This window comes from Mycobacterium dioxanotrophicus (assembly GCF_002157835.1).
Taxonomy (GTDB): Bacteria; Actinomycetota; Actinomycetes; order Mycobacteriales; family Mycobacteriaceae; genus Mycobacterium; species Mycobacterium dioxanotrophicus.
Genome location: NZ_CP020809.1, coordinates 1016022 through 1035895, shown reverse-complemented (window position 1 = coordinate 1035895; position 19874 = coordinate 1016022). Strand labels below are relative to the sequence as shown.

The following is a 19874-nucleotide window of genomic DNA, read 5'->3' as shown; positions in this document are numbered from 1 at the left end:
CGCGACAGTGGCACAGCAGACTCCGCCGGCGACGGTGAAGACCGATGGGCGAAAGCGGCGCTGGCACCAACACAAGGTGGAGCGACGCAATGAGCTGGTAGACGGCACCCTCGAGGCCATCCGCCGACTCGGCAGCAACGTCAGCATGGACGAGATCGCAGCGGAAATCGGCGTCTCGAAGACCGTGCTCTACCGCTATTTCGTCGACAAGAACGATCTGACCACCGCCGTCATGATGCGGTTCGCGCAGACCACGCTGATTCCCAACATGGCCGCGGCGCTGACGTCCAACCTCGACGGCTTCGACCTGACCCGCGAGATCATCAAGGTCTACGTCGAGACGGTGGCCGCCGAACCCGAGCCCTATCAGTTCGTCATGACGAGCAACTCGGCCAGCAAGAGCAAGGCGGTCGCCGATTCCGAGCAGATCATCGCGCGCATGCTCGCGGTAATGCTGCGCCGTCGGATGGCCGACGTCGGGATGGACACCGGCGGCGCCGAGGCGTGGGCGTTCCACACCGTCGGCGGCGTGCAGCTGGCGACCCACTCGTGGATGTCGAACCCGCGGATGACCTCCGACGAGCTCATCGACTATCTGACGATGCTGTCGTGGAACGCGCTGTGCGGCATCGTCGAGGTCGGCGGTTCCCTGGAGAAATTCAACTCGCAGCCGCATCCTTCCCCGGTATTGCCGCCGTAGCTGCTTGACTAGGCCGCGTGACCACCAGCGACAAGTCCGACGACGATCTACCGGCGCAGTGGAGCCACGAGCCACACCACCATCTGGAGTTCCGGGCCGGCGCCTTGGTCGTCGACATCGATCCCGATGCCACGCCGGGATTCACGGGCTCCAAGAGCGACGCCCCCGATCTTCAGGCCGAGCGCAATGAGCGGTTCGCGGGGCTGCAGGAGATGCTCTACGCGGGCAGCCGGGCCGGCGACACCCGCTCACTGCTTCTGGTGTTGCAGGGCATGGACACCGCAGGTAAGGGCGGAATCGTCAAACACGTTGTGGGAGCCGGTAATCCACAGGGCATCAGGTATGCCAGCTTCGGCAAGCCGACCGATGAGGAGCTGGCGCACCACTATCTGTGGCGGGTCCGCCGGGCGCTGCCGCCCGCCGGGCACGTCGGCGTCTTCGACCGGTCGCACTACGAGGATGTGCTGATCGTCCGCGTGCACAACCTGGTGCCGCCGGACGTCTGGGAAGCCCGCTACGACGAGATCAACGCGTTCGAGAAGGAACTCGTCGACTCCGGCACCAAGATCGTCAAGGTCGCGATGTTCGTCTCCCTCGACGAGCAGAAGCAGCGGCTGGCCGAACGCCTGGAGCGCCCCGACAAGTTCTGGAAGTACAACCCGGGCGACATCGACGAACGCATGCTGTGGCCGCAGTACCAAGAGGCGTACCAGGCAATGCTGGACCGGACGTCGACCGACTACGCACCGTGGCACATCGTGCCCTGCAACCGTAAGTGGTACAGCCGGCTGGCCATCCTCGAGCTGCTCATCGAGGCCCTCAAGGAATTCGACTTGTCCTGGCCCCCAGCTGATTTCGACGTCGAAGCGGAGAAGCGCAGGCTCGCGTCGGCGTGATTTTTTTCCGCCGACACTACGGTTTTTGGCGCGAAATCCGGGAAATCGCGCCATAAACCGTAGTGTCGCGAGAAGGGAACCGGGCGCGCACCCTGTGCGTCGAATATCGGTGTGGGGGACATCATCGTGGGGAGCGAGGCGCTCGCCGCCGGCGCAGTGACCCGCTACGCGCTTCGGACCGGCTATCGCAAGCTTTACCAAAACATCTACATACCAAAAGATTCCGTGCCCGACGCGTCGTCGAGGGCAGTTGCCGCGTGGCTGTGGTCCGGCCGCAGCGCAACCCTGGCCGGGTACTCCGCGGCCGCAGTGCTCGGCAGCCATTGGCTACCCGACGATGCGCCCGCGGAGCTTGCCCGCGTCCGTCAACCATCTCCCCCGGGCATCCTCGTCCACACCGGTGCTATCGCCGACGATGAAGTCGACATCGTCGACGGCATGACCTGCACCAGCGTCGCCCGCACCTGCTACGACATCGGGCGGCGCCGACCACTAGACACTGCGATCATCCAGATCGATGCGCTGCTCAACGTGACCAACGTGGGGGTGGTGCGGGTCAAGAGCATCGCCGAGCGCTACCCGGGCGCCCGCGGCATCCGGCGGCTGCGGAGCGCACTCGATCTGGCCGACGCCGGAGCCGAATCCCCGCAGGAGACCCGGCTGCGGCTACTGCTCGTCCGCGGCGGAGTCCCCCGTCCCGTCACTCAGATCCCGGTTGCCGACGGGCGGGGCCGGGTGCGCCGGCGGATCGACATGGGCTGGCCCGAATGGACGGTCGGCGTCGAGTACGACGGAGGACAACACTGGACGAACCCCGAGGACCATGAGAACGACATCGTCCGGCTGGAATTTCTGGCCTCGCGCGGCTGGACGATCGTGCGGGTGAGCGCCCGGCAACTGCGATATCGGGGCCCGGAGATCATCGCCCGTACCTGGGATGCGCTGTATCGGGCGGGATATCCCCGCTGAATGCGTCGAGGCTACGGTTCTTGGCGCGAAATCCGAGAAATCGCGCCAAGAACCGTAGCCTCGGCGAAGAGAACTACTTGACGAGCGTGAACTGCCCGATGTTGGTGATGCCGCGACGGAAGAAGTCGGCGCAACCGGTCAGGTACTTCATGTACCGGTCGTAGACCTCCTGGCCCTGCATGGCGATGGCCTCGTCCTTGGCCGCCTCCAGGTTCGCCGCCCACATGTCCAGCGTGCGCGCGTAGTGCGGCCGCAGCAGGTGGGTGCGCTCCAGGGTGAAGCCCGAGTCCGCGGCGAGCTTCTCGATGTCCTCGACCGCAGGCAGCTGCCCACCGGGGAAGATCTCCTCGCCGATGAACTTCATGAACTTCAGGTCGCTGATGGTGAGCTTGATGCCGTTCTCACGGAAGAACTGCTGGGTGTGCGCCAGGATCGTGTGCAGCAGCATCCGGCCACCGTTCTCCGGCAGGATGCTGTAGGCGCGCTCGAAGAAGATCGGGTAACGCTCGGCCTTGAAGGCCTCGAACGCGCCGATAGAGACGATGCGGTCGACGGGCTCGTCGAACTCTTCCCAGCCCTGCAGCCGGATGTCGACGGTGCGGTTGGTGTCGATCTTGGCCAGGCGCTCCCGGGCCCACTCCGACTGCGCCTTGCTCAACGTGATACCAATGACGTTGACGTCAAATTTGGTCACGGCGCGCTCCAGCGCACCGCCCCAGCCGCAGCCGATATCGAGGAGGGTCATGCCCGGCTTCAGGTCGAGCTTGCCCAGTGCGAGGTCGAACTTGGCGTTCTGCGACTCATCGAGCGTCATGTCCTCGCGCTCGTAGTAACCGCAGGTGTAACCCATGGTCGGCCCGAGCCACAGGGCGAAGAACTCGTTGGAGATGTCGTAGATCGACTGCGACTCCTCGTAGTACGGAGCAAGATCGGAATCGGCTTGTGACATGCGACGGTAACCCTTTACGTTTCTCTGCTGACAAGTAACCGGCCCAGCCGGCGCACGGCGCCGCACGGACTCAAGACCGAGCCAGCAGGCCCTACTGAAGGTAGGGTAGCTAAGCGCGGCCTTGAGTGCCAGCGCGGGTCCGCTCAGTAGGTGTAGAAACCTTTGCCGGACTTCTTGCCGAGCTGCCCGGCCTCGACCATGCGTAGCAACAGCGGCGGAGCGGCGTACAGCGGCTCTTTGAACTCGTCAAACATCTTGTCCGCGATCAGCTTTAACGTGTCGAGGCCGACCAGGTCAGAGAGCCGCAGTGGTCCCATCGGATGGGACAGCCCGGCAACCACAGCCTTGTCGACGTCCTCGATCGTGGCGAACCCGCCCTCGACCATCCGGACCGCTGCCAGCAGGTACGGAACCAGCAACGCGTTGACCACGAAACCGGACCGATCGGCGCACCGCACGACCTGCTTCCCGAGCACCGAACTCGCGAATTCCTCGGCTCGCGAAGCGGCATCGTCGCTGGTGACGAGCGTGGGAACGAGCTCGACCAGGGGCAGCACCGGCACCGGGTTGAAAAAGTGCAGGCCCAGCACCCTTGCGGGATTCTGGGTAGCTGCTGCGAGTTTCATGATCGGGATGCTCGAGGTGTTCGACGCCAGCACCGCGTCGGGGTCCGTGATCACCCGGTCGAGCTCGGCGAAGATCTTGGCCTTGATGTTCTCATCCTCGATCACCGCCTCGACGACGAGTTGCCGGTCGGCGAGATCGGCCATGCTGGTGGTGAATTTGAGGTTTGCCAGAGCGTCGTCTTTCTCCCGCTCGGTCACCTTGCCCGCGCTGACGCCGCGCTCCAATGACTTGGTGATGCGGTTGCGGCCGGCGGCCACCAGGTCGTCATTGGTCTCGAAGATCAGGACGTCGACGCCGGCCCGGGCCGATACCTCGGCGATGCCCGCGCCCATCTGCCCGGCGCCGATAACACCCACACGTTCTACTTGATTGCTCACGTCTTCACTTTCGTCTCAATATGCGGACACGCGACAGGCCCCGCCCAAGAATTCTGAGCGGGGCCTGCTGCTGTCAACTCTTAGCGCCGAAGATCAATGGCTCAGTGGAACTGACCCTCTTCGGTCGAGCCCGCGAGCGCGGTGGTCGAGCTGGTCGGGTCCACGGTGGTGGCGATCCGGTCGAAGTAACCGGCGCCGACCTCGCGCTGGTGCTTGGTCGCGGTGTAGCCACGCTCCTCGGCGGCGAACTCTCGCTCCTGCAGCTCGACGTAGGCGGTCATCTGGTTGCGAGCGTAGCCGTGGGCCAGATCGAACATCGAGTAGTTCAGCGCGTGGAAGCCGGCCAGCGTGATGAACTGGAACTTGAAGCCCATCGCGCCGAGCTCCTTCTGGAACTTCGCGATGGTCGCGTCGTCCAGGTGCTTGCGCCAGTTGAACGACGGCGAGCAGTTGTAGGCCAGCATCTGGTCGGGGAATTCGCTCTTGACGCCCTCGGCGAACTTCTTGGCGAGCTCCAGGTCCGGGGTGCCGGTCTCCATCCAGATGAGGTCGGAGTAGGGCGCGTAGGCCTTGGCGCGGGCGATGCAGGGCTCCAGGCCGTTCTTGACGCGGTAGAAGCCCTCGGCGGTGCGCTCACCGGTGATGAAGGGGCGGTCGCGCTCGTCGACGTCGCTGGTGATCAGGGTGGCGGCCTCGGCGTCGGTACGGGCGATGACGACGGTCGGCACGTCGGCGACGTCGGCGGCCAGGCGAGCCGAGGTCAGGGTGCGGATGTGCTGCTGGGTGGGGATCAGCACCTTGCCACCGAGGTGGCCACACTTCTTCTCCGAGGCGAGCTGGTCTTCCCAGTGCGAACCGGCGACACCGGCGGCGATCATGGCCTTCTGCAGCTCATAGACGTTGAGCGCACCACCGAAGCCGGCCTCACCGTCGGCGACGATCGGGGCGAGCCAGTTCTCGACGGAGGTGTCGCCCTCGACCTTGGCGATCTCGTCGGCGCGCAGCAGCGCGTTGTTGATGCGGCGGACGACCTGCGGCACCGAGTTGGCCGGGTAGAGGCTCTGGTCGGGGTAGGTGTGGCCGGAGAGGTTGGCGTCACCGGCGACCTGCCAACCCGACAGGTAGATGGCCTTGAGGCCGGCGCGCACCTGCTGCACGGCCATGTTGCCGGTCAGCGCGCCGAGCGCGTTGACGAAGTCCATGTTGTGGAGCTGGTCCCAGAGCACCTCGGCGCCACGGCGGGCCAGGGTGGCCTCCTCGACGACGTGGCCCTGCAGCGCGACGACGTCTTCCGGGGTGTAGGTGCGGGTGATGCCCTTCCAGCGGGGGTTGTGATCCCAGTCGTGCTGGATCTGTTCCGGTGACTTGGGGGTGCCCACGGTCGACATAGGACTGCTCCTTCGGATTTGAGACGCTGCGGCGGCGCCGATCTTGTTAACGCCGCAGCAGCTTCACTGATGTGCTAATCCGACGATGGCACAGGCCATATCCGCAGGTCCACCTGTTTCAGTTGCCAATTTTCGCCAAATGGCAGCGTTAACTTGCAAAGTCTGCGAAGAAATATGATGGCTGTACCGGTTCAGAAGCTACCCACCGGTAACCGATTTGCGCAGGTCAGTACGTCCGTACTGTTAAACCGGGGGTGATCAGAGGGAGAACAGTGCGGCGATGGCTTTGGCCTCGTCACCGACCACATATGTGAGCGTTATAACAGTCCGATCGGACAGCTCCGGGCCGAACTTGTCCGTCGACCCCGCCGGGTACACGTGCGAGAGGATCTCCAGCTTCTCCCCGAGAGCCACCGCCGCGTCGTGCTCGATGGCCACCCGCAGCGGTCCGGCCAGCAGCTCCGGGTGCGAGTACAGGTAGTCCTCGATGACGGTCCAGTAGACCGAGTTGTTCATGTGGTCGAAGAGGTCGATGTCCGACACCCGGACCGGATACTCCTTGACCTCGAGGGCGTCCTCGCGGCTGCCCGGCTTCAGGTAGGGCTTCCACCGCAGCCGGGATTCGTCCGTGGTCCGTCGCAAACCTTCGAGGAAGTCGTCGGAGATGCGGGCCGGCCCCTGGGTCTCGCGGTTGATGTTGATCCAGAACGCCTCGGATTCCATGAGGCCGCCCTTGCGGCCATCGATGCGTACGCGCATCTCACACCACCGGTTCGACGTCCCCGAACACCAGCGCCGCATCCGCAGCATGTCCTGGAACTCGACGGGACGGATCAGGTCGATCATGGTCCGCCGCACGATCCACAAAGGGTGGGTCTCCTCGAAGCCCATCTCCCGCAGCTGATCGGATCCGATGTCCTGGATGTGGCGGCACGCGGCGTCGAACCGCAGCCGGCCCACGCGGTCGATGTCGCCGACCCGCAGCGGCCACTCCCTGTCGAAGACGTCGGGATGCGGATCCGGTACCGGCATCATGACCTTGCCCAGTCCAGCCGTCGGCTTGTCTGCGGAACCCGTCATCTCGATCTCCCCAATCGCTCGTCCAGACCGATCATGCCAGGCAGCGCGAGGCAGTCCCAAGGACCGTTCTGCCAAGAATGCGAAGCTGGGCTTCACAGCGTTGTTACGCTGGTTGACGTGGCAAAAACCTTCGTCGGCTCGCGGGTGCGGCAACTGCGCAGCGAGCGCGGTTTCAGCCAGGCCGCGCTGGCGCAGATGCTCGACATCTCCCCCAGCTATCTCAACCAGATCGAGCATGACGTGCGGCCGCTGACGGTGGCGGTGTTGCTGCGCATCACCGAGGTGTTCGGCGTGGACGCCACGTTCTTCGCATCGCACGACGACACCCGGCTGGTCGCCGAACTGCGCGAGGTGACGATGGACCGCGACCTCGGCATCGATGTGGACGTCGCCGAAGTCGCCGACATCGTCAACACCCACCCGACGCTGGCCCGGGCGATGGTCAATCTGCACCAGCGCTATCGCCTCACCACGACGCAACTGGCCGCCGTCACCGAGGGCCGGTACTCCGACAGCAGCGGCACCGGCGCGATCACCATGCCCCACGAGGAAGTTCGCGACTTCTTCTACCAGCGGCAGAACTACCTGCACGAACTCGACACCGCCGCAGAAGACTTCACCATCCGGATGCGCATGCACCGGGCCGAGCTCTCGCGCGAGCTCTCCGAGCGACTCACCATGGTGCACGGCGTGCGCATCATCAGGCGAATCGACCTCGGCGACAACGTGATGCACCGCTACGATCCGCAGACCAAGACCCTCGAGATCGGTGGGCATCTCTCGTCGGGGCAGTACGTGTTCAAGCTCGCCGCCGAGCTGGCCTATTTGGAGTTCGGGGATCTGATCGACGCGCAGGTCACCGAAGGCAAGTTCACCAGCGACGAGTCCCGCACGCTCGCCCGGCTGGGGCTGGCCAACTACTTCGCGGCCGCCACCGTGCTGCCCTACCGGCAGTTCCACGATGTCGCCGAGAACTTCCGCTATGACGTCGAGCGCCTCTCGGCGTTCTACTCGGTGAGTTACGAGACGGTGGCCCACCGTCTTTCGACGTTGCAACGACCGTCGATGCGAGGCGTACCACTGTCGTTCGTCCGCGTCGACCGGGCAGGCAACATGTCAAAACGCCAGTCCGCCACCGGTTTTCACTTCTCCTCGTCGGGTGGCACCTGCCCGTTGTGGAATGTCTACGAGACGTTCGGCAATCCGGGCAAGATCCTGGTGCAGGTCGCCCAGATGCCCGACGGACGCAACTACATGTGGGTCGCCCGCACCGTGGAGCGTCGCGCGTCGCGATATGGCCAGCCCGGCAAGACTTTCGCGATCGGCCTCGGATGCGAACTGCGCCACGCCAACCGGCTGGTCTACTCCGACGGCCTGGACGTCTCCGGCGAGGTCAGCACACCCATCGGATCCGGATGCCGGGTGTGCGAACGCGACAACTGCCCGCAGCGCGCGTTCCCCGCGCTCGGCAGGGCCCTGGACATCGACGAACACCGCTCCACGGTGTCGCCGTATCTCGTCAAGAAGTCCTGATCGCGCACGCTCTGCGCCGAGACTACGGTTTATGGCGCCAAATCGTCGAAATCGCACCACAAACCGTAGTCTCGCGAGGTGTGCCAGACTCGGCTGGGTGAGCACACTTGAGCCTGCCCGCATCGCACCGGGGGGATTCCGGGAGCTGGGGCCGATCAACTGGGTCATCGCCAAGGCAGGAGCGCGGGCCATCCGGGCGCCGCGGTTCACTCTCTTCAATGTGCTGGGTCAGCACAAGCTGCTGTTCCTGGCGTGGCTGCCGTCGGCCGGCCTGCTGCTCGGACCGCTCGGCAAGCTGCCCCGCAAGGATGCCGAACTGGTGATCCTGCGCGTCGCGCACCTGCGCGACTGTGAGTACGAGCTGCAGCAGCACCGGCGGCTGGCCCGCAGCCGCGGGGTGGACCGCGAAACCCAGGCCCGCATCTTCGAGGGTCCCGACGCCGCCGGGCTCACCGACCGGCAACGCGTCCTGATCACCGCTACCGACGAATTCGTCGTCACCCGCTCGATGTCATCGGAGACCTGGGCCGCGCTCTCCGCGTTCCTCAACCGCACCCAGCTCATCGAATTCTGCATGCTGGCAGGACAATACGACGCGCTGGCCGCGACGATGGCGACCCTGCGGATCCCGCTGGACTTCCCGGACTGACGCGGGGCCTACAGGTACGTCACCCCGAGCACGGCGATCGAGAACAGCACCGGCGAGACCGGCAGCAACCACAGGAACGCCGCCCACACATGGGACTTCTGCTGGTACTTGCGAAAACCGAGCAGGCCCGCCGCCACCGCGATCAGGAACGACACCGCAGCGACAACCAGCACCCACTGGTTGACGTAGCCGCTGTCGGTGGCCAACGAAATGGCCGTCAACCACAGAATATGGCCGACGACCAATCCGCCGATCCCGGCAATGATCTCGTTTCTCAAAAGTTGATCATGTGGCCGGTGAGGCCGTGGAAGCATTCCTGTAGTGCTTCGGACAGGGTCGGGTGGGTGTGCACGTTGCGGGCCAGCTCATGGGCGGTGAGGTCCCACTTTTGGGCCAGGGTCAGCTCGGGTAGCAGTTCGGAGACGTCGGGGCCGATGAGGTGCCCGCCGAGCAGTTCGAGGTGTTTCTTGTCGGCGATGAGTTTGACGAACCCGGTCGGGTCGGCCAGGCCGTGGGCCTTGCCGTTGGCGGTGAACGGGAACTTGGCCACCACCACGTCGTAGCCCTCGTCCTTGGCCTGCTGTTCGGTCAACCCGAAACTGGCCACCTGCGGCTGGCAGAACGTCGCGCGCGGCATCATCCGGTAATCCCCGAGCGCCAACGTCTCGGCACCGGCGATGGTCTCGGCGGCCACCACGCCCTGGGCCTCGGCCACATGCGCCAACTGCAGCAGCGCCGTCACATCCCCGATCGCATAGATACCCGCCACGTTGGTGCGCATGTACTCGTCGATCGCGATGGCCTTGCGGTCGGTGAGCGCCACCCCGGCGGCCTCCAGGCCGTAGCCCTCGACATTGGGGGCGAACCCGATGGCCTGCAACACCTTGTCGGCCTTGAGTTCCTCGGTCTTACCGTCCTTGCTCACGGTGACCTTCACGACCGAGCCATCATCGGCGATGCCTTCGACCTTGGTGCCGGTGAGGATCTTCACCCCGAGCTTCTTGTACTGCTTTTCGATCTCCTTGGACACCTCGGCGTCCTCGTTGGGCAGCGCGCGGGGCAGGAACTCGACGATGGTGACATCCACGCCGTAGTTCTTGAGCACGTAGGCGAACTCCATGCCGATCGCGCCGGCGCCGGCGATGATGATCGACCCGGGCAGCTCGCGCGAGAGGATCTGGGTCTCGTAGGTCACCACGTTGTCGGACAAGGTGGTGCCCGGGACCAGGCGGGTCGAGGAGCCGGTGGCGATGATCGCGTTGTCGAAGGTGACGTTCTCGGTGCCGCCGTCGTTGAGTTTGACCGAGATCGACTTGGGGCCGGTGAAGGTGCCGTAGCCGTGGATCTCGGTGATCTTGTTCTTCTTCATCAGGAAGTGCACGCCGGCCACCCGGCCCTCGGCGACCTTGCGGCTGCGGTCGAACGCGGCGCCGTAGTCGAAGCTGGCCTCACCGCTGATGCCGAAGGTCTTGGCTTCCTTGGCGAAGATATGGGCCAGCTCGGCATTGCGCAGCAACGCCTTGGACGGGATGCACCCGACGTTGAGGCACACCCCACCCCAATACTTGGGTTCGATGATGGCGGTGTTCAGCCCCAGTTGAGCGGCACGAATAGCCGCGACGTATCCACCGGGACCAGCTCCGAGAACGACGACGTCAAAGTGGGTCACGCCCCCACCCTAGTAGGCGGACCCTGGTTTCCATCGACCGATCCACGGTCCGGTGCGAAGACGATCATTCAGCCGCCCGGCAGTGTATGAGTATGCGTACTCAACGCGCTGACGAGATCCGCATCATGGCTGACCAGCACGACGCTCGCGCCGCCGTCGGCGACGTCGCTCAACAGTTCGGCGACGTGATCGGTGGCGATGGGGTCGAGCATCGCCGTCGGTTCGTCACACAGCACGATCGTGGGCTGTTGCGCGACGATCCGGCCCAGGCACGCCCGCTGTAGTTGGCCGTCGCTGACCTGCCCGGGATGCCGCTGCAGCAGCGACTCGTCAAGCCCGACGCGGCGCGCGATGGCATCGACCGACACCGGCGTGCCACCGATGAGCGCCGGTTCGGCGATGATCCGGCCGAGCGTCCAGCGTGGATTGCAGACCAGCCGTGGGTGCTGGGCGAGCAGCGCGAGCGACGCCGGAGGCGGCTGCGCAGCTCCGTGGTAGCGGACCTGACCGGCGTCCGGCCGGTGCAGCCCGGCCAACACCCGCAGCAAGGTCGTCTTGCCGCAGCCTGACGGGCCGGTAACCCCGACGATCTCGCCACCGCGTGCGGTCAGCCCGACAGCGTCGAGGACAAGCCGGCCGTCGAATGACACACAGATGCTGTCGGCCTCCAGCTGAGAGACGCTCACGACGTCACCGCCCCGAAGAACCTGCGCACGTAGGCGTCCGGGTCGGCGAGCATATCCGTGGTGGCGGCCCGCCGCAGGATGCTGCCCGCGCTCATCAGCGCGATGTCGTCGCACACGGCGGCACGCAGCAACGACGGGAGATCGTGGGTGATGACGAGCACAGCCGCGCCGTCGGAAGCGGCCTCGGCCAGCAACTGCCACACCACAGCGGCGTTGGCGGGGTCGAGCGCCGAGGTCGGTTCGTCAGCGATGAGCAATGCCGGGCGGCCGGCCAGCGCCGCGGCGATCGCGGCGCGCTGTGCCATGCCTCCGGACAGTTCGTGGGGATAGCGGTGGACGACGTCGGCCGGCAACCGGACTGCCGCGCACAGTTGCGCCGGGGCGCGGTCGGCGTCCAGACGTTGGCACACCTCGGCCAGCTGGGATCCGATCGTGCGGACCGGAGTGAAGGAGGTCGCCGCGGACTGCGGCACCACCCCGATGTGATGTCCGCGTAACGGACGCCAGCCGCGCTCGCCCGCCGCGACCAGGTCCTCGCCCCTGACCAGGATGCGTCCGGCGACCTGTGCCGCCGGCGGCAGAAGGCCGCACAATGCGGCGGCGACCATCGACTTCCCACAACCCGATTCGCCGATCAGTGCCGTGACGCGGCCCGCCTGCACATCCAGGCTGACGGAATCGAGCACCCGCACCACCGGCGCGTTGCGACCGCTGCGGGTGGCGATGTCGACGGTGAGGTCGCACAGCTGTGCCGTCGGGGATGCCATCACCACACCTGCCCGGCCGGCGGCGCGTTGCGCCGTCGCACGGCCGCGCCCGCCACGGCGAAAGCCAGCGCGGTCGCGACGAGCGCCGCGGCAGGCACCGCCAGCGTCCACCAGGCGCCCATCAGCACGTCGCCGCGCGCCTGCCCGAGCAGGGTGCCCAGGCTGGCTCGATCCGGCGAGAGGCCGATCCCGAGGAAAGACAGCGTCGACTCGTGCCACACGGCGTGCGGCAGCAGCATCACCATGGCCACGAGTGCTTGCCCCGTCACGGCCGGCACCAGGTGATTGCGGGCGACGAACCAGCGCGACGCGCCGGCCAGTTTCGCGGCCTGCACCCATCCGGCGTCAGCGACCGACAGCAATTCGGCGCGCACCACACGTGCGACGGCCGGCCAGTGGGTCAGCGCGATCGACGCGATGATGGCCAGCGGAGCACCGCGCCACATCGCTGCGATGACGATCCCGACGACGAGATGCGGCAGCGCGTTGAAACCGTCGACCACCCGCATCACGATCGCGTCGACCCAGCCGCCGGCCAGTGCCGATCCGACGCCTATCACGAGACCGAGCACCGTCGCGGCAAGCGCACACACCGCGGCGATCACCAGCGAGATCCGCAACCCTTCTGCGGTACGCACCAGCAGGTCATAACCCGAATGGTCGGTGCCTGCCGGGTTTTCGATCGCGGGCGGCCGCAGTGCCGCACCGAAATCGGCGACCTGTTCACCGGCGAGCGCCGGAATCGCCACGGCCGCCACCACGATCAGGCCGATCACCAGCCACGGCCAGCCGACCCGCGCCTGCCCACCCTGCCTCACTGTCATGCCTTCATCTCGATCCGCGGATCGATCGCCACGGCTGCCGCATCGGAGAGTGCCGACCCGGCCAACACCGCGAAGGCCGATCCGACCGTCAACGCCGCGAGTAATGAAAAGTCCAGCGCTGCGGCGGATTCCACGAGTGTGGCCGCCATTCCCGGCCAGCTGAACACGGTCTCCACGATCGCTGCGCCGGCAATCAGCTCGGGCAGTCGGGTTCCCAGCAGCGCCAGCGTCGGCAGTACCGACACCGGGGCGATGTGGCCGCGCAGCAGGGCCCAGCCGTCGACACCACGCGCTCGCGCCGCGCGCACCGCATCGGATTCGCATGCCTGCGCGACCGCCGTCCGCATGGTCAACATCAGCCACGGGATCTGCGACACCGTCAGCGCGATCAGCGGCAGCACGGCGTGCCGGACCAGGCCGCCGGCGGTGTAATCGTCCCCGGGAGCGCTCGCCCCCGACGCAGGCAACAAGCGCAACCCGACTGCCACCACCGCCACCAATGTCAGCGATACGACGAACGGCGGCATCGCGGCGACCGTCACCGCCACCCCGGTGCACAGCCGGTCCAGCGCACCACCTCTGCGCATTCCGGTGATGCCGCCCACCAGGATCGCCACGGCCGCAGCGGTCACCAACGCCGCGCCGGACAAGGCCAGCGTGAACGGTATCCGTTCGGCCAGCACCGTCGTCACGGACTGCGATTTCGTCGAAGACCAGCCCAGGTCACCGCGGACCGCGCCGAAAAACCAGTTCCACCAGGCCTGCCACCAGGATTGATCGATGTCGTATGCGGCGCGTACCGCCGCGCGTTGAGACTGGGTGGCGGCCTGGTAGTTGTCACCCAGATAGGCCACCAGTGGATCGAACGGTGACAGGGACGCGATGCCGAACATCACCACCGAGACCGCGACGGTCACCGGCACGGCGACGGCGGTACGGATGCCGAGAAGACGTGCGGCAGCACACATTCGGCGATCACGGTCGACGTCCGGGCGGGTCAGCGCGCCCATGCCGCGACATTCCACCACGGGCCCCACGACACACCGTGGGAATGCGGTTCGAGGATCGGCGCCACCTGCTGCCAGCCGTGGTCCCGATATCCGTACGTGTGATCGAGGAATGCGAGGTAGACGTAGGACGGCTCGGCGACGTAGACGGCTTGAATCTGGCGGTACAGCGCGTCTTTCTTTGCGCCTGGGCCGGTTTCGCGCGCCTGTTCGAGCAGGCCGTCCAGTCCTGGCGCGGTGAAGTTGCCTGGGTTGGCGTATGGCGACGAGTCGGGCACCCGGGTGTGCAGCGTGTCGTACACCTGTGAGTCGATGCTGTAGGGCGTCTCTCCACCACCGAGCAGTACCGCCGAGTCACCGAATCGCGTGTCGATCTCGTCCCAACTGGTGCCACGGGTGCGCACGTCGACCCCCAACGGCTTCATCGCCGCCGCGAACGCCACCGCGAGGTCGCGACGCAACGTGTCCTGGGCGTTGTAGAGCAGGTCGAATGACGCTTGTACGCCGGCTTTTTCGCGCCATCCGTCGGCCCCGATCCGCCAGCCTGCGTCGTCCAGCATCTGTGCCGCACCGTGCAAGTCGAACGCGAACCGCGCGTCGGGATTGAAGGCATCGCCGTAGACCGCGGCGATCGGCGTGATCGCCGCACGACCGTGTCCGGCCACCACGTCGCGGATCACCGCTTCGCGGTCCACGGCGAGGTTCATCGCCAGCCGCGCACGCGGGTCGGCGGTGAACGGATTCCCGGACGGGAACGCCACGCCCCGCCAATCCGCGGACTGCACCGCCACGGTGCGCACGGTGTCGCGGCCGATGGAATCGATCAGCTTGGGCGGCAAGTTCACTCCGTCGACCTCGCCGGCGATGATGCGCTGCGCGCGCACGTTGTCGTCGGGAGTGTAGGTATAGATCAGGCGGCGGACCTGCGCGGGCGGACCCCAGTAGTCGTCACGCGCAACCATGACGGCCTGATCCGGCCGCAGACTTTCCAGCCGGTACGGGCCGGTCCCGACCGGCGCGGTGTTCACCGCCCAGTCGGCCGCCGGGGCCGCCTCGACCTTTTCCGACGGCAGGATGCCCAGCAGGAGAAAAGGAGTCGGGTCGGCGGCCATGCTGGTCTCGACGATGACGGCGTGCGGGCCGTCGGCGGTCATCGCGGTGATGGGTTCGACGTGGGTCGAGATCTCCGACGCCACTTCGGGATTCTTCACCGCGGTGTAGGTCGCCACCACATCGGCAGCGTCGAAGCCTGTGCCGTCGGAGAACGTCACGCCCTCGCGCAACGGCACCCGCCACCGCTTCGGCCCCACCGGATCCGGCGCTGCGGTGGCGAGCCACGGGACAAGGGTGGGCACCGCCGAGTCCGACGCACCCTGAGGGCGGTACAGGCCTTCGTAGATCGGCGATACGCCGAGCTCGCCGTAGCCGGATACGGGGTTGTAGCCGCCGAGTTCCTGACCGTCTGCCAGCACGACCTGATTACGTTCTGCCGAACCGGAATTGGACGCGCAACCAGCCAGCGTCGTCGCCACTATCGCGCCGAATACGACGAGGAGACGCAGCTGCGACGAGCGCGTGAACCAAAACAACATGTGTCCATCTGAACACATGAACTGGTTTCTTGCGGCGAAGTCGCGAGATCAGCTATCCCCTCGGCAGAACGCGGCTCCTACCTCTGAGGCACCGGGCAGGCGTCTGACGCCTCGGCGACGATGTGGCTGCCCGTGTCCGGCGGCCGCTTCCCCGCCGCGTACTCGGCCCCCGTCAGGGGTGGGCACGCAGCGAGTTCGTCGAGCTCGGCGTCGGTGAACGCTCGTCCGCGCGACAGGAAACGCTTGCCCTCGGGCGCCTCCAAGCTGAACCCGCCGCCACGGCCGGGCACCACATCGATCACCAGTTGGGTGTGTTTCCACGCGTCGAACTGCGGCCCGGAGATCCACACCGGCACACCGAAGATTCCCTTGCTCCTCGCGTCCGCGGCCTCCCCCACGTCGAGGACACCCAACAGGATGTCGCGGTCCCCGACGATGAAATCGCCGTCGGGGTAACACATCGGCGACGACCCGTCACAGCATCCGCCGGACTGGTGAAACATCAACGCCCCGTGCCGCTCCTGCAGTGTCACCAGCAGATCGGCGGCGGCCTGGGTGATGAGAGCTCTGCTCGTCATGTTCAGAAGAATCCCTGTGCCTTGTTGCTGTAGGACACCAGCAGATTCTTGGTCTGCTGATAGTGGTCCAGCATCATCTTGTGGTTCTCGCGGCCGATACCGGACTGCTTGTACCCGCCGAATGCGGCGTGCGCCGGGTAGGCGTGATAGCAGTTGGTCCACACCCGGCCCGCCTTGATGTCGCGGCCGGCGCGGTAGGCGGTGTTGCCGTCCCGCGACCACACGCCCGCGCCCAACCCGTAGAGGGTGTTGTTGGCGATCGCGATGGCGTCGTCGTAGTCCTTGAACGACGTCACCGCGACGACCGGGCCGAAGATCTCCTCCTGGAAGATCCGCATGTTGTTGGTGCCCTCGAACACCGTCGGCTGGATGTAGAACCCACCCGCCAGGTCACCACCGAGGTCGGCGCGTTCCCCGCCGGTGACCACCCGGGCCCCTTCGGATTTCCCGATCTCGATGTAGGACAGGATCTTCTCGAACTGGTCGTTGGAGGCCTGCGACCCGATCATGGTCTCGGTGTCCAACGGATCGCCCTGGCGGACCGCCTTGGTGCGGATGGCGGCCAGCTCCAGGAACTCGTCGTAGATGTCGGCCTGAATCAGGCTGCGCGACGGGCAGGTACACACCTCACCCTGGTTCAGGGCGAACATAGTGAAGCCTTCCAGGGCCTTGTCCTGGAAGTCGTCGCCGGCCGCCATCACGTCGTTGAAGAAGATATTCGGCGACTTGCCGCCGAGTTCCAGGGTGACCGGGATGAGGTTCTGCGACGCGTACTGCATGATCAGCCGGCCGGTCGTGGTCTCACCGGTGAAGGCAATCTTCGCGATCCGGTTGGACGAGGCCAGCGGCTTGCCGGCTTCCGCGCCGAACCCGTTGACGATGTTCACCACACCCGGCGGCAGCAGATCGCCGATGAGCGAGAAGAGATACAGCACCGACGCCGGGGTCTGTTCGGCCGGTTTGAGGACGACGGCGTTGCCCGCGGCCAGCGCGGGGGCCAGCTTCCAGGTGGCCATCAGGATCGGGAAGTTCCACGGGATGATCTGGCCGACCACGCCCAGCGGCTCGTGGAAGTGGTAGGCGACGGTGTCCTCGTCGATCTGGCTCAACGAGCCTTCCTGTGCCCGGATGGCGCCGGCGAAGTAGCGGAAGTGATCGACTGCCAACGGGATGTCGGCGTTGAGCGTCTCGCGGATCGGCTTGCCGTTGTCCCACGACTCGGCCAGCGCGATGGACTCGAGGTTGGCCTCGATGCGGTCGGCGATCTTGTTCAGGATGTTGGCGCGTTCTGCGGGGGCGGTCTTACCCCACGCCGGCGCGGCCGCGTGAGCGGCGTCCAACGCCTTTTCGACGTCGGCCTCGGTGGAGCGCGGGATCTCGCAGAACACCTGCCCGGTGACCGGGGTCGGGTTCTCGAAGTAGGCGCCACCGACCGGGGCAACCCACTCCCCGCCGATGTAATTGCCGTACCGAGATTCGAAGGACATCAGGGCGTCGGCGGCCCCCGGGCGCGAAAACACTGTCATGATGGACTCCTCGTGAGCGGTGTAACACAGCTCACACTACGCGCGCGGGCACAATGTTGAGGTGGCAGATGACCCGTACTTGTGGCTCGAGGACATCACCGGCGACGACGCCCTGGATTGGGTCCGCAAGCACAACGATGCGACCGTGGCGGCGCTGGGCGGCGACCGGTTCGACGAACTGCGCGACCAGGTCCTCGAGGTGCTCGACACCGACGCGCGCATTCCGTATGTGGGCCGCCGGGGCGAGTACCTCTACAACTTCTGGCGCGACGAGGCCAACCCGCGGGGGATCTGGCGCCGCACCACGCTGGAGAGCTACCGCACCGATGAGCCCGACTGGGAAGTGATCATCGATCTCGACGAGCTCGCGCGAGCCGAGGACGAGAACTGGGTGTGGGCCGGCCCCGAAGTCATCGAGCCCGAGCACACGCTGGCATTGATCAGCCTGTCCCGAGGCGGCGCGGACGCCACGGTGGTGCGTGAATTCGACATGCGCACCAAGGAATTCGTCGCGGGCGGCTTCGAGTTGCCCGAGGCCAAGTCCTCGGTGACCTGGGAAGACGAGAACACCGTGCTGGTGTGCACCGACTTCGGCGACGGGTCGATGACCGAATCCGGTTACCCGCGCATCGCCAAACGCTGGCGCCGCGGCGAACCGCTGGAAAACGCCGAGACCGTATTCGAGGCCGAACCGACCGATATCCGCGTGATCGCCAGCGTGGACCGGACACCCGGGTTCGAGCACACCCGCGTCGGCCGCTACACCGACTTCTACAACAAGCTGCGCTACGAGGTCCGCGACGGCGAGCTGACCCTCATCGACGTTCCCACCGACGCCACGACATCGACTCACCGCGAGTGGATGCTCATCTCACTGCGCGACGACTGGCAGGTCGGCGACGTCACCTACCCGGCGGGCAGCTTGCTGGCCACCCAGTTCGAGGACTTCCTTTCCGGCACAGGCGAACTGGCCACCATCTACGAACCCGATGAGCACAGTTGCCTGTCCGAGGCCAGCTGGACCAAGGACAAACTCGTGTTGGTCACGCGCCGTGACGTCGCCAGCCACATCGAGATCGTCACGCCCGGAACGTGGGACCGCGTCGACGCGCCCGGCATCCCGGTGGGCGACGAGACCGTCGTGGTCGACACCGACCCGCTGGGCGACGAGATCTTCTACGATTCAAGCGGTTTCACCACACCGTCGCGGCTGCTGCACGGAACCGCAGGTGGTTCGCTACAGAAACTCAAGTCCGCACCGGCGTTCTTCGACGCCGACGGCATCGACACCGCACAGTATTTCGCGACCTCGGCCGATGGCACGGCGATCCCCTATTACGTGGTCGGTCAGCGATCGACACCGAGCCCGACGTACCTCTACGGCTACGGCGGCTTCCAGAACTCGTTGACCCCCGGCTATTCCGGTGGCGTCGGCCGGGCCTGGCTGGCCCGCGGCGGCACGTTCGTCTCCGCCAACATCCGCGGCGGCGGCGAGTACGGGCCGCGCTGGCACACCCAGGCGATGCGGGAGAACCGCCACCTCGTCTATGAGGACTTCGCCGCCGTGGCAGCCGATCTGGTGCGGCGCGGCATCACCACCGTCGAACAGCTCGGCGCGGCGGGCGGCAGCAACGGCGGCCTGCTGATGGGCGTCATGCTGACGCAGTATCCGGAGTTGTTCGGCGCCCTGGTGTGCAGCGTGCCGTTGCTCGACATGAAGCGTTACCACCTGCTGCTGGCCGGGGCGTCCTGGGTGGCTGAATACGGCGATCCCGACGACCCGGCCGACTGGGAATTCATCTCGAAATACTCTCCATACCAGAATATTTCGGATGATCGCCGCTACCCGCCGATCCTCATCACCACCTCGACGCGCGACGACCGGGTGCATCCCGGGCATGCCCGCAAGATGACCGCGGCCCTGGAGGCCGCGGGGCACGACGTGACGTATTACGAGAACATCGAGGGTGGCCACGGCGGCGCCGCGGACAACAAGCAGGCCGCGTTCAAGGCGGCGCTGACCTACGAGTTCCTGTGGCGGAAGCTGGGCGGCTGAG

18 protein-coding genes and 1 pseudogene are annotated in these 19874 nt (G+C 66.1%); 6 read left to right on the top strand and 13 right to left on the bottom strand.

The features are described from left to right. Positions 1–7: 7 nt before the first annotated feature. From BTO20_RS04915 to BTO20_RS04905, 3 genes are all read left to right on the top strand, one after another. Positions 8–700, top strand: coding sequence for a TetR/AcrR family transcriptional regulator (locus BTO20_RS04915; protein WP_064945276.1), 693 nt, complete (start codon positions 8–10; stop codon positions 698–700). Positions 701–717: 17 nt separating this feature from the next. Next, positions 718–1596, top strand: a complete 879-nt coding sequence (locus BTO20_RS04910; RefSeq protein WP_087073872.1) for a polyphosphate kinase 2 family protein — start codon at positions 718–720, stop codon at positions 1594–1596. 111 nt (positions 1597–1707) lie between these two features. Then, positions 1708–2565, top strand: a complete 858-nt coding sequence (locus BTO20_RS04905) for an endonuclease domain-containing protein (RefSeq protein WP_087073870.1) — start codon at positions 1708–1710, stop codon at positions 2563–2565. A gap of 73 nt (positions 2566–2638) precedes the next feature. On the opposite strand, the gene BTO20_RS04900 is transcribed toward BTO20_RS04905, so the two are convergent. The 4 genes from BTO20_RS04900 to BTO20_RS04885 all read right to left on the bottom strand — a co-directional run bounded on the left by BTO20_RS04900 (position 2639) and on the right by BTO20_RS04885 (position 6986). Beyond that, a complete protein-coding gene (locus tag BTO20_RS04900) occupies positions 2639–3514 on the bottom strand; it encodes a cyclopropane mycolic acid synthase family methyltransferase (protein WP_087073868.1) in 876 nt (291 codons plus the stop codon). A 143-nt stretch (positions 3515–3657) separates the two neighbouring features. After that, on the bottom strand, positions 3658–4518 hold the full coding sequence (locus BTO20_RS04895) for a 3-hydroxybutyryl-CoA dehydrogenase (protein WP_087073866.1): 861 nt from the start codon (positions 4516–4518) through the stop codon (positions 3658–3660). 101 nt (positions 4519–4619) lie between these two features. Beyond that, entirely contained in the window at positions 4620–5906 is a 1287-nt protein-coding gene (gene aceA / locus BTO20_RS04890; protein ID WP_064945281.1) for an isocitrate lyase, read from the bottom strand. Positions 5907–6164: 258 nt separating this feature from the next. Further along, positions 6165–6986, bottom strand: coding sequence for an acyl-[acyl-carrier-protein] thioesterase (locus BTO20_RS04885; RefSeq protein WP_087073864.1), 822 nt, complete (start codon positions 6984–6986; stop codon positions 6165–6167). 117 nt (positions 6987–7103) lie between these two features. Between BTO20_RS04885 and ramB the strand changes: the two genes are divergently transcribed. Both ramB and BTO20_RS04875 read left to right on the top strand, forming a co-directional pair. Then, a complete protein-coding gene (ramB, locus tag BTO20_RS04880) occupies positions 7104–8519 on the top strand; it encodes an acetate metabolism transcriptional regulator RamB (RefSeq protein WP_087073862.1) in 1416 nt (471 codons plus the stop codon). 97 nt (positions 8520–8616) lie between these two features. After that, on the top strand, positions 8617–9168 hold the full coding sequence (locus BTO20_RS04875; RefSeq protein WP_087073860.1) for a carboxymuconolactone decarboxylase family protein: 552 nt from the start codon (positions 8617–8619) through the stop codon (positions 9166–9168). A gap of 8 nt (positions 9169–9176) precedes the next feature. Here BTO20_RS04875 and BTO20_RS04870 read toward each other — a convergent pair whose 3' ends face one another. From BTO20_RS04870 to adh, 9 genes and pseudogenes are all read right to left on the bottom strand, one after another. After that, positions 9177–9446, bottom strand: coding sequence for a hypothetical protein (locus tag BTO20_RS04870; RefSeq protein WP_087073858.1), 270 nt, complete (start codon positions 9444–9446; stop codon positions 9177–9179). Continuing rightward, positions 9443–10837: a dihydrolipoyl dehydrogenase gene (lpdA, locus tag BTO20_RS04865; protein ID WP_087073856.1), complete on the bottom strand. Its 1395-nt coding sequence runs from the start codon at positions 10835–10837 to the stop codon at positions 9443–9445. The genes BTO20_RS04870 and lpdA overlap by 4 nt, the downstream gene beginning before the upstream one ends. A 68-nt stretch (positions 10838–10905) precedes the next feature. Beyond that, positions 10906–11475 (bottom strand): annotated as a pseudogene (locus BTO20_RS04860) (ABC transporter ATP-binding protein); the annotation flags it as partial. 44 nt (positions 11476–11519) lie between these two features. Continuing rightward, positions 11520–12290, bottom strand: a complete 771-nt coding sequence (locus tag BTO20_RS04855; protein WP_198344258.1) for an ATP-binding cassette domain-containing protein — start codon at positions 12288–12290, stop codon at positions 11520–11522. After that, positions 12290–13114, bottom strand: coding sequence for an ABC transporter permease (locus BTO20_RS04850; protein ID WP_087073850.1), 825 nt, complete (start codon positions 13112–13114; stop codon positions 12290–12292). The genes BTO20_RS04855 and BTO20_RS04850 overlap by 1 nt, the downstream gene beginning before the upstream one ends. Continuing rightward, positions 13111–14124 carry an ABC transporter permease gene (locus tag BTO20_RS04845; RefSeq protein WP_232491037.1) on the bottom strand — a complete coding sequence of 338 codons (1014 nt, stop codon included), beginning with the start codon at positions 14122–14124 and terminating at the stop codon, positions 13111–13113. Before BTO20_RS04845 ends, BTO20_RS04850 begins: the two co-directional genes overlap by 4 nt. After that, positions 14112–15713, bottom strand: a complete 1602-nt coding sequence (locus BTO20_RS04840; RefSeq protein WP_087073848.1) for an ABC transporter substrate-binding protein — start codon at positions 15711–15713, stop codon at positions 14112–14114. Before BTO20_RS04840 ends, BTO20_RS04845 begins: the two co-directional genes overlap by 13 nt. A 77-nt stretch (positions 15714–15790) precedes the next feature. Further along, a complete protein-coding gene (locus tag BTO20_RS04835) occupies positions 15791–16291 on the bottom strand; it encodes a DUF779 domain-containing protein (RefSeq protein WP_198344257.1) in 501 nt (166 codons plus the stop codon). 2 nt (positions 16292–16293) lie between these two features. Continuing rightward, positions 16294–17817 (bottom strand): aldehyde dehydrogenase, encoded by a 1524-nt coding sequence (adh, locus tag BTO20_RS04830; RefSeq protein WP_087073846.1) that lies wholly within the window; start codon positions 17815–17817, stop codon positions 16294–16296. Positions 17818–17878: 61 nt separating this feature from the next. On the opposite strand from adh, the gene BTO20_RS04825 reads away from it, so the two are divergent. Beyond that, positions 17879–19873 (top strand): prolyl oligopeptidase family serine peptidase, encoded by a 1995-nt coding sequence (locus tag BTO20_RS04825; protein WP_087073844.1) that lies wholly within the window; start codon positions 17879–17881, stop codon positions 19871–19873. The last annotated feature ends 1 nt before the right edge of the window (position 19874 follow it).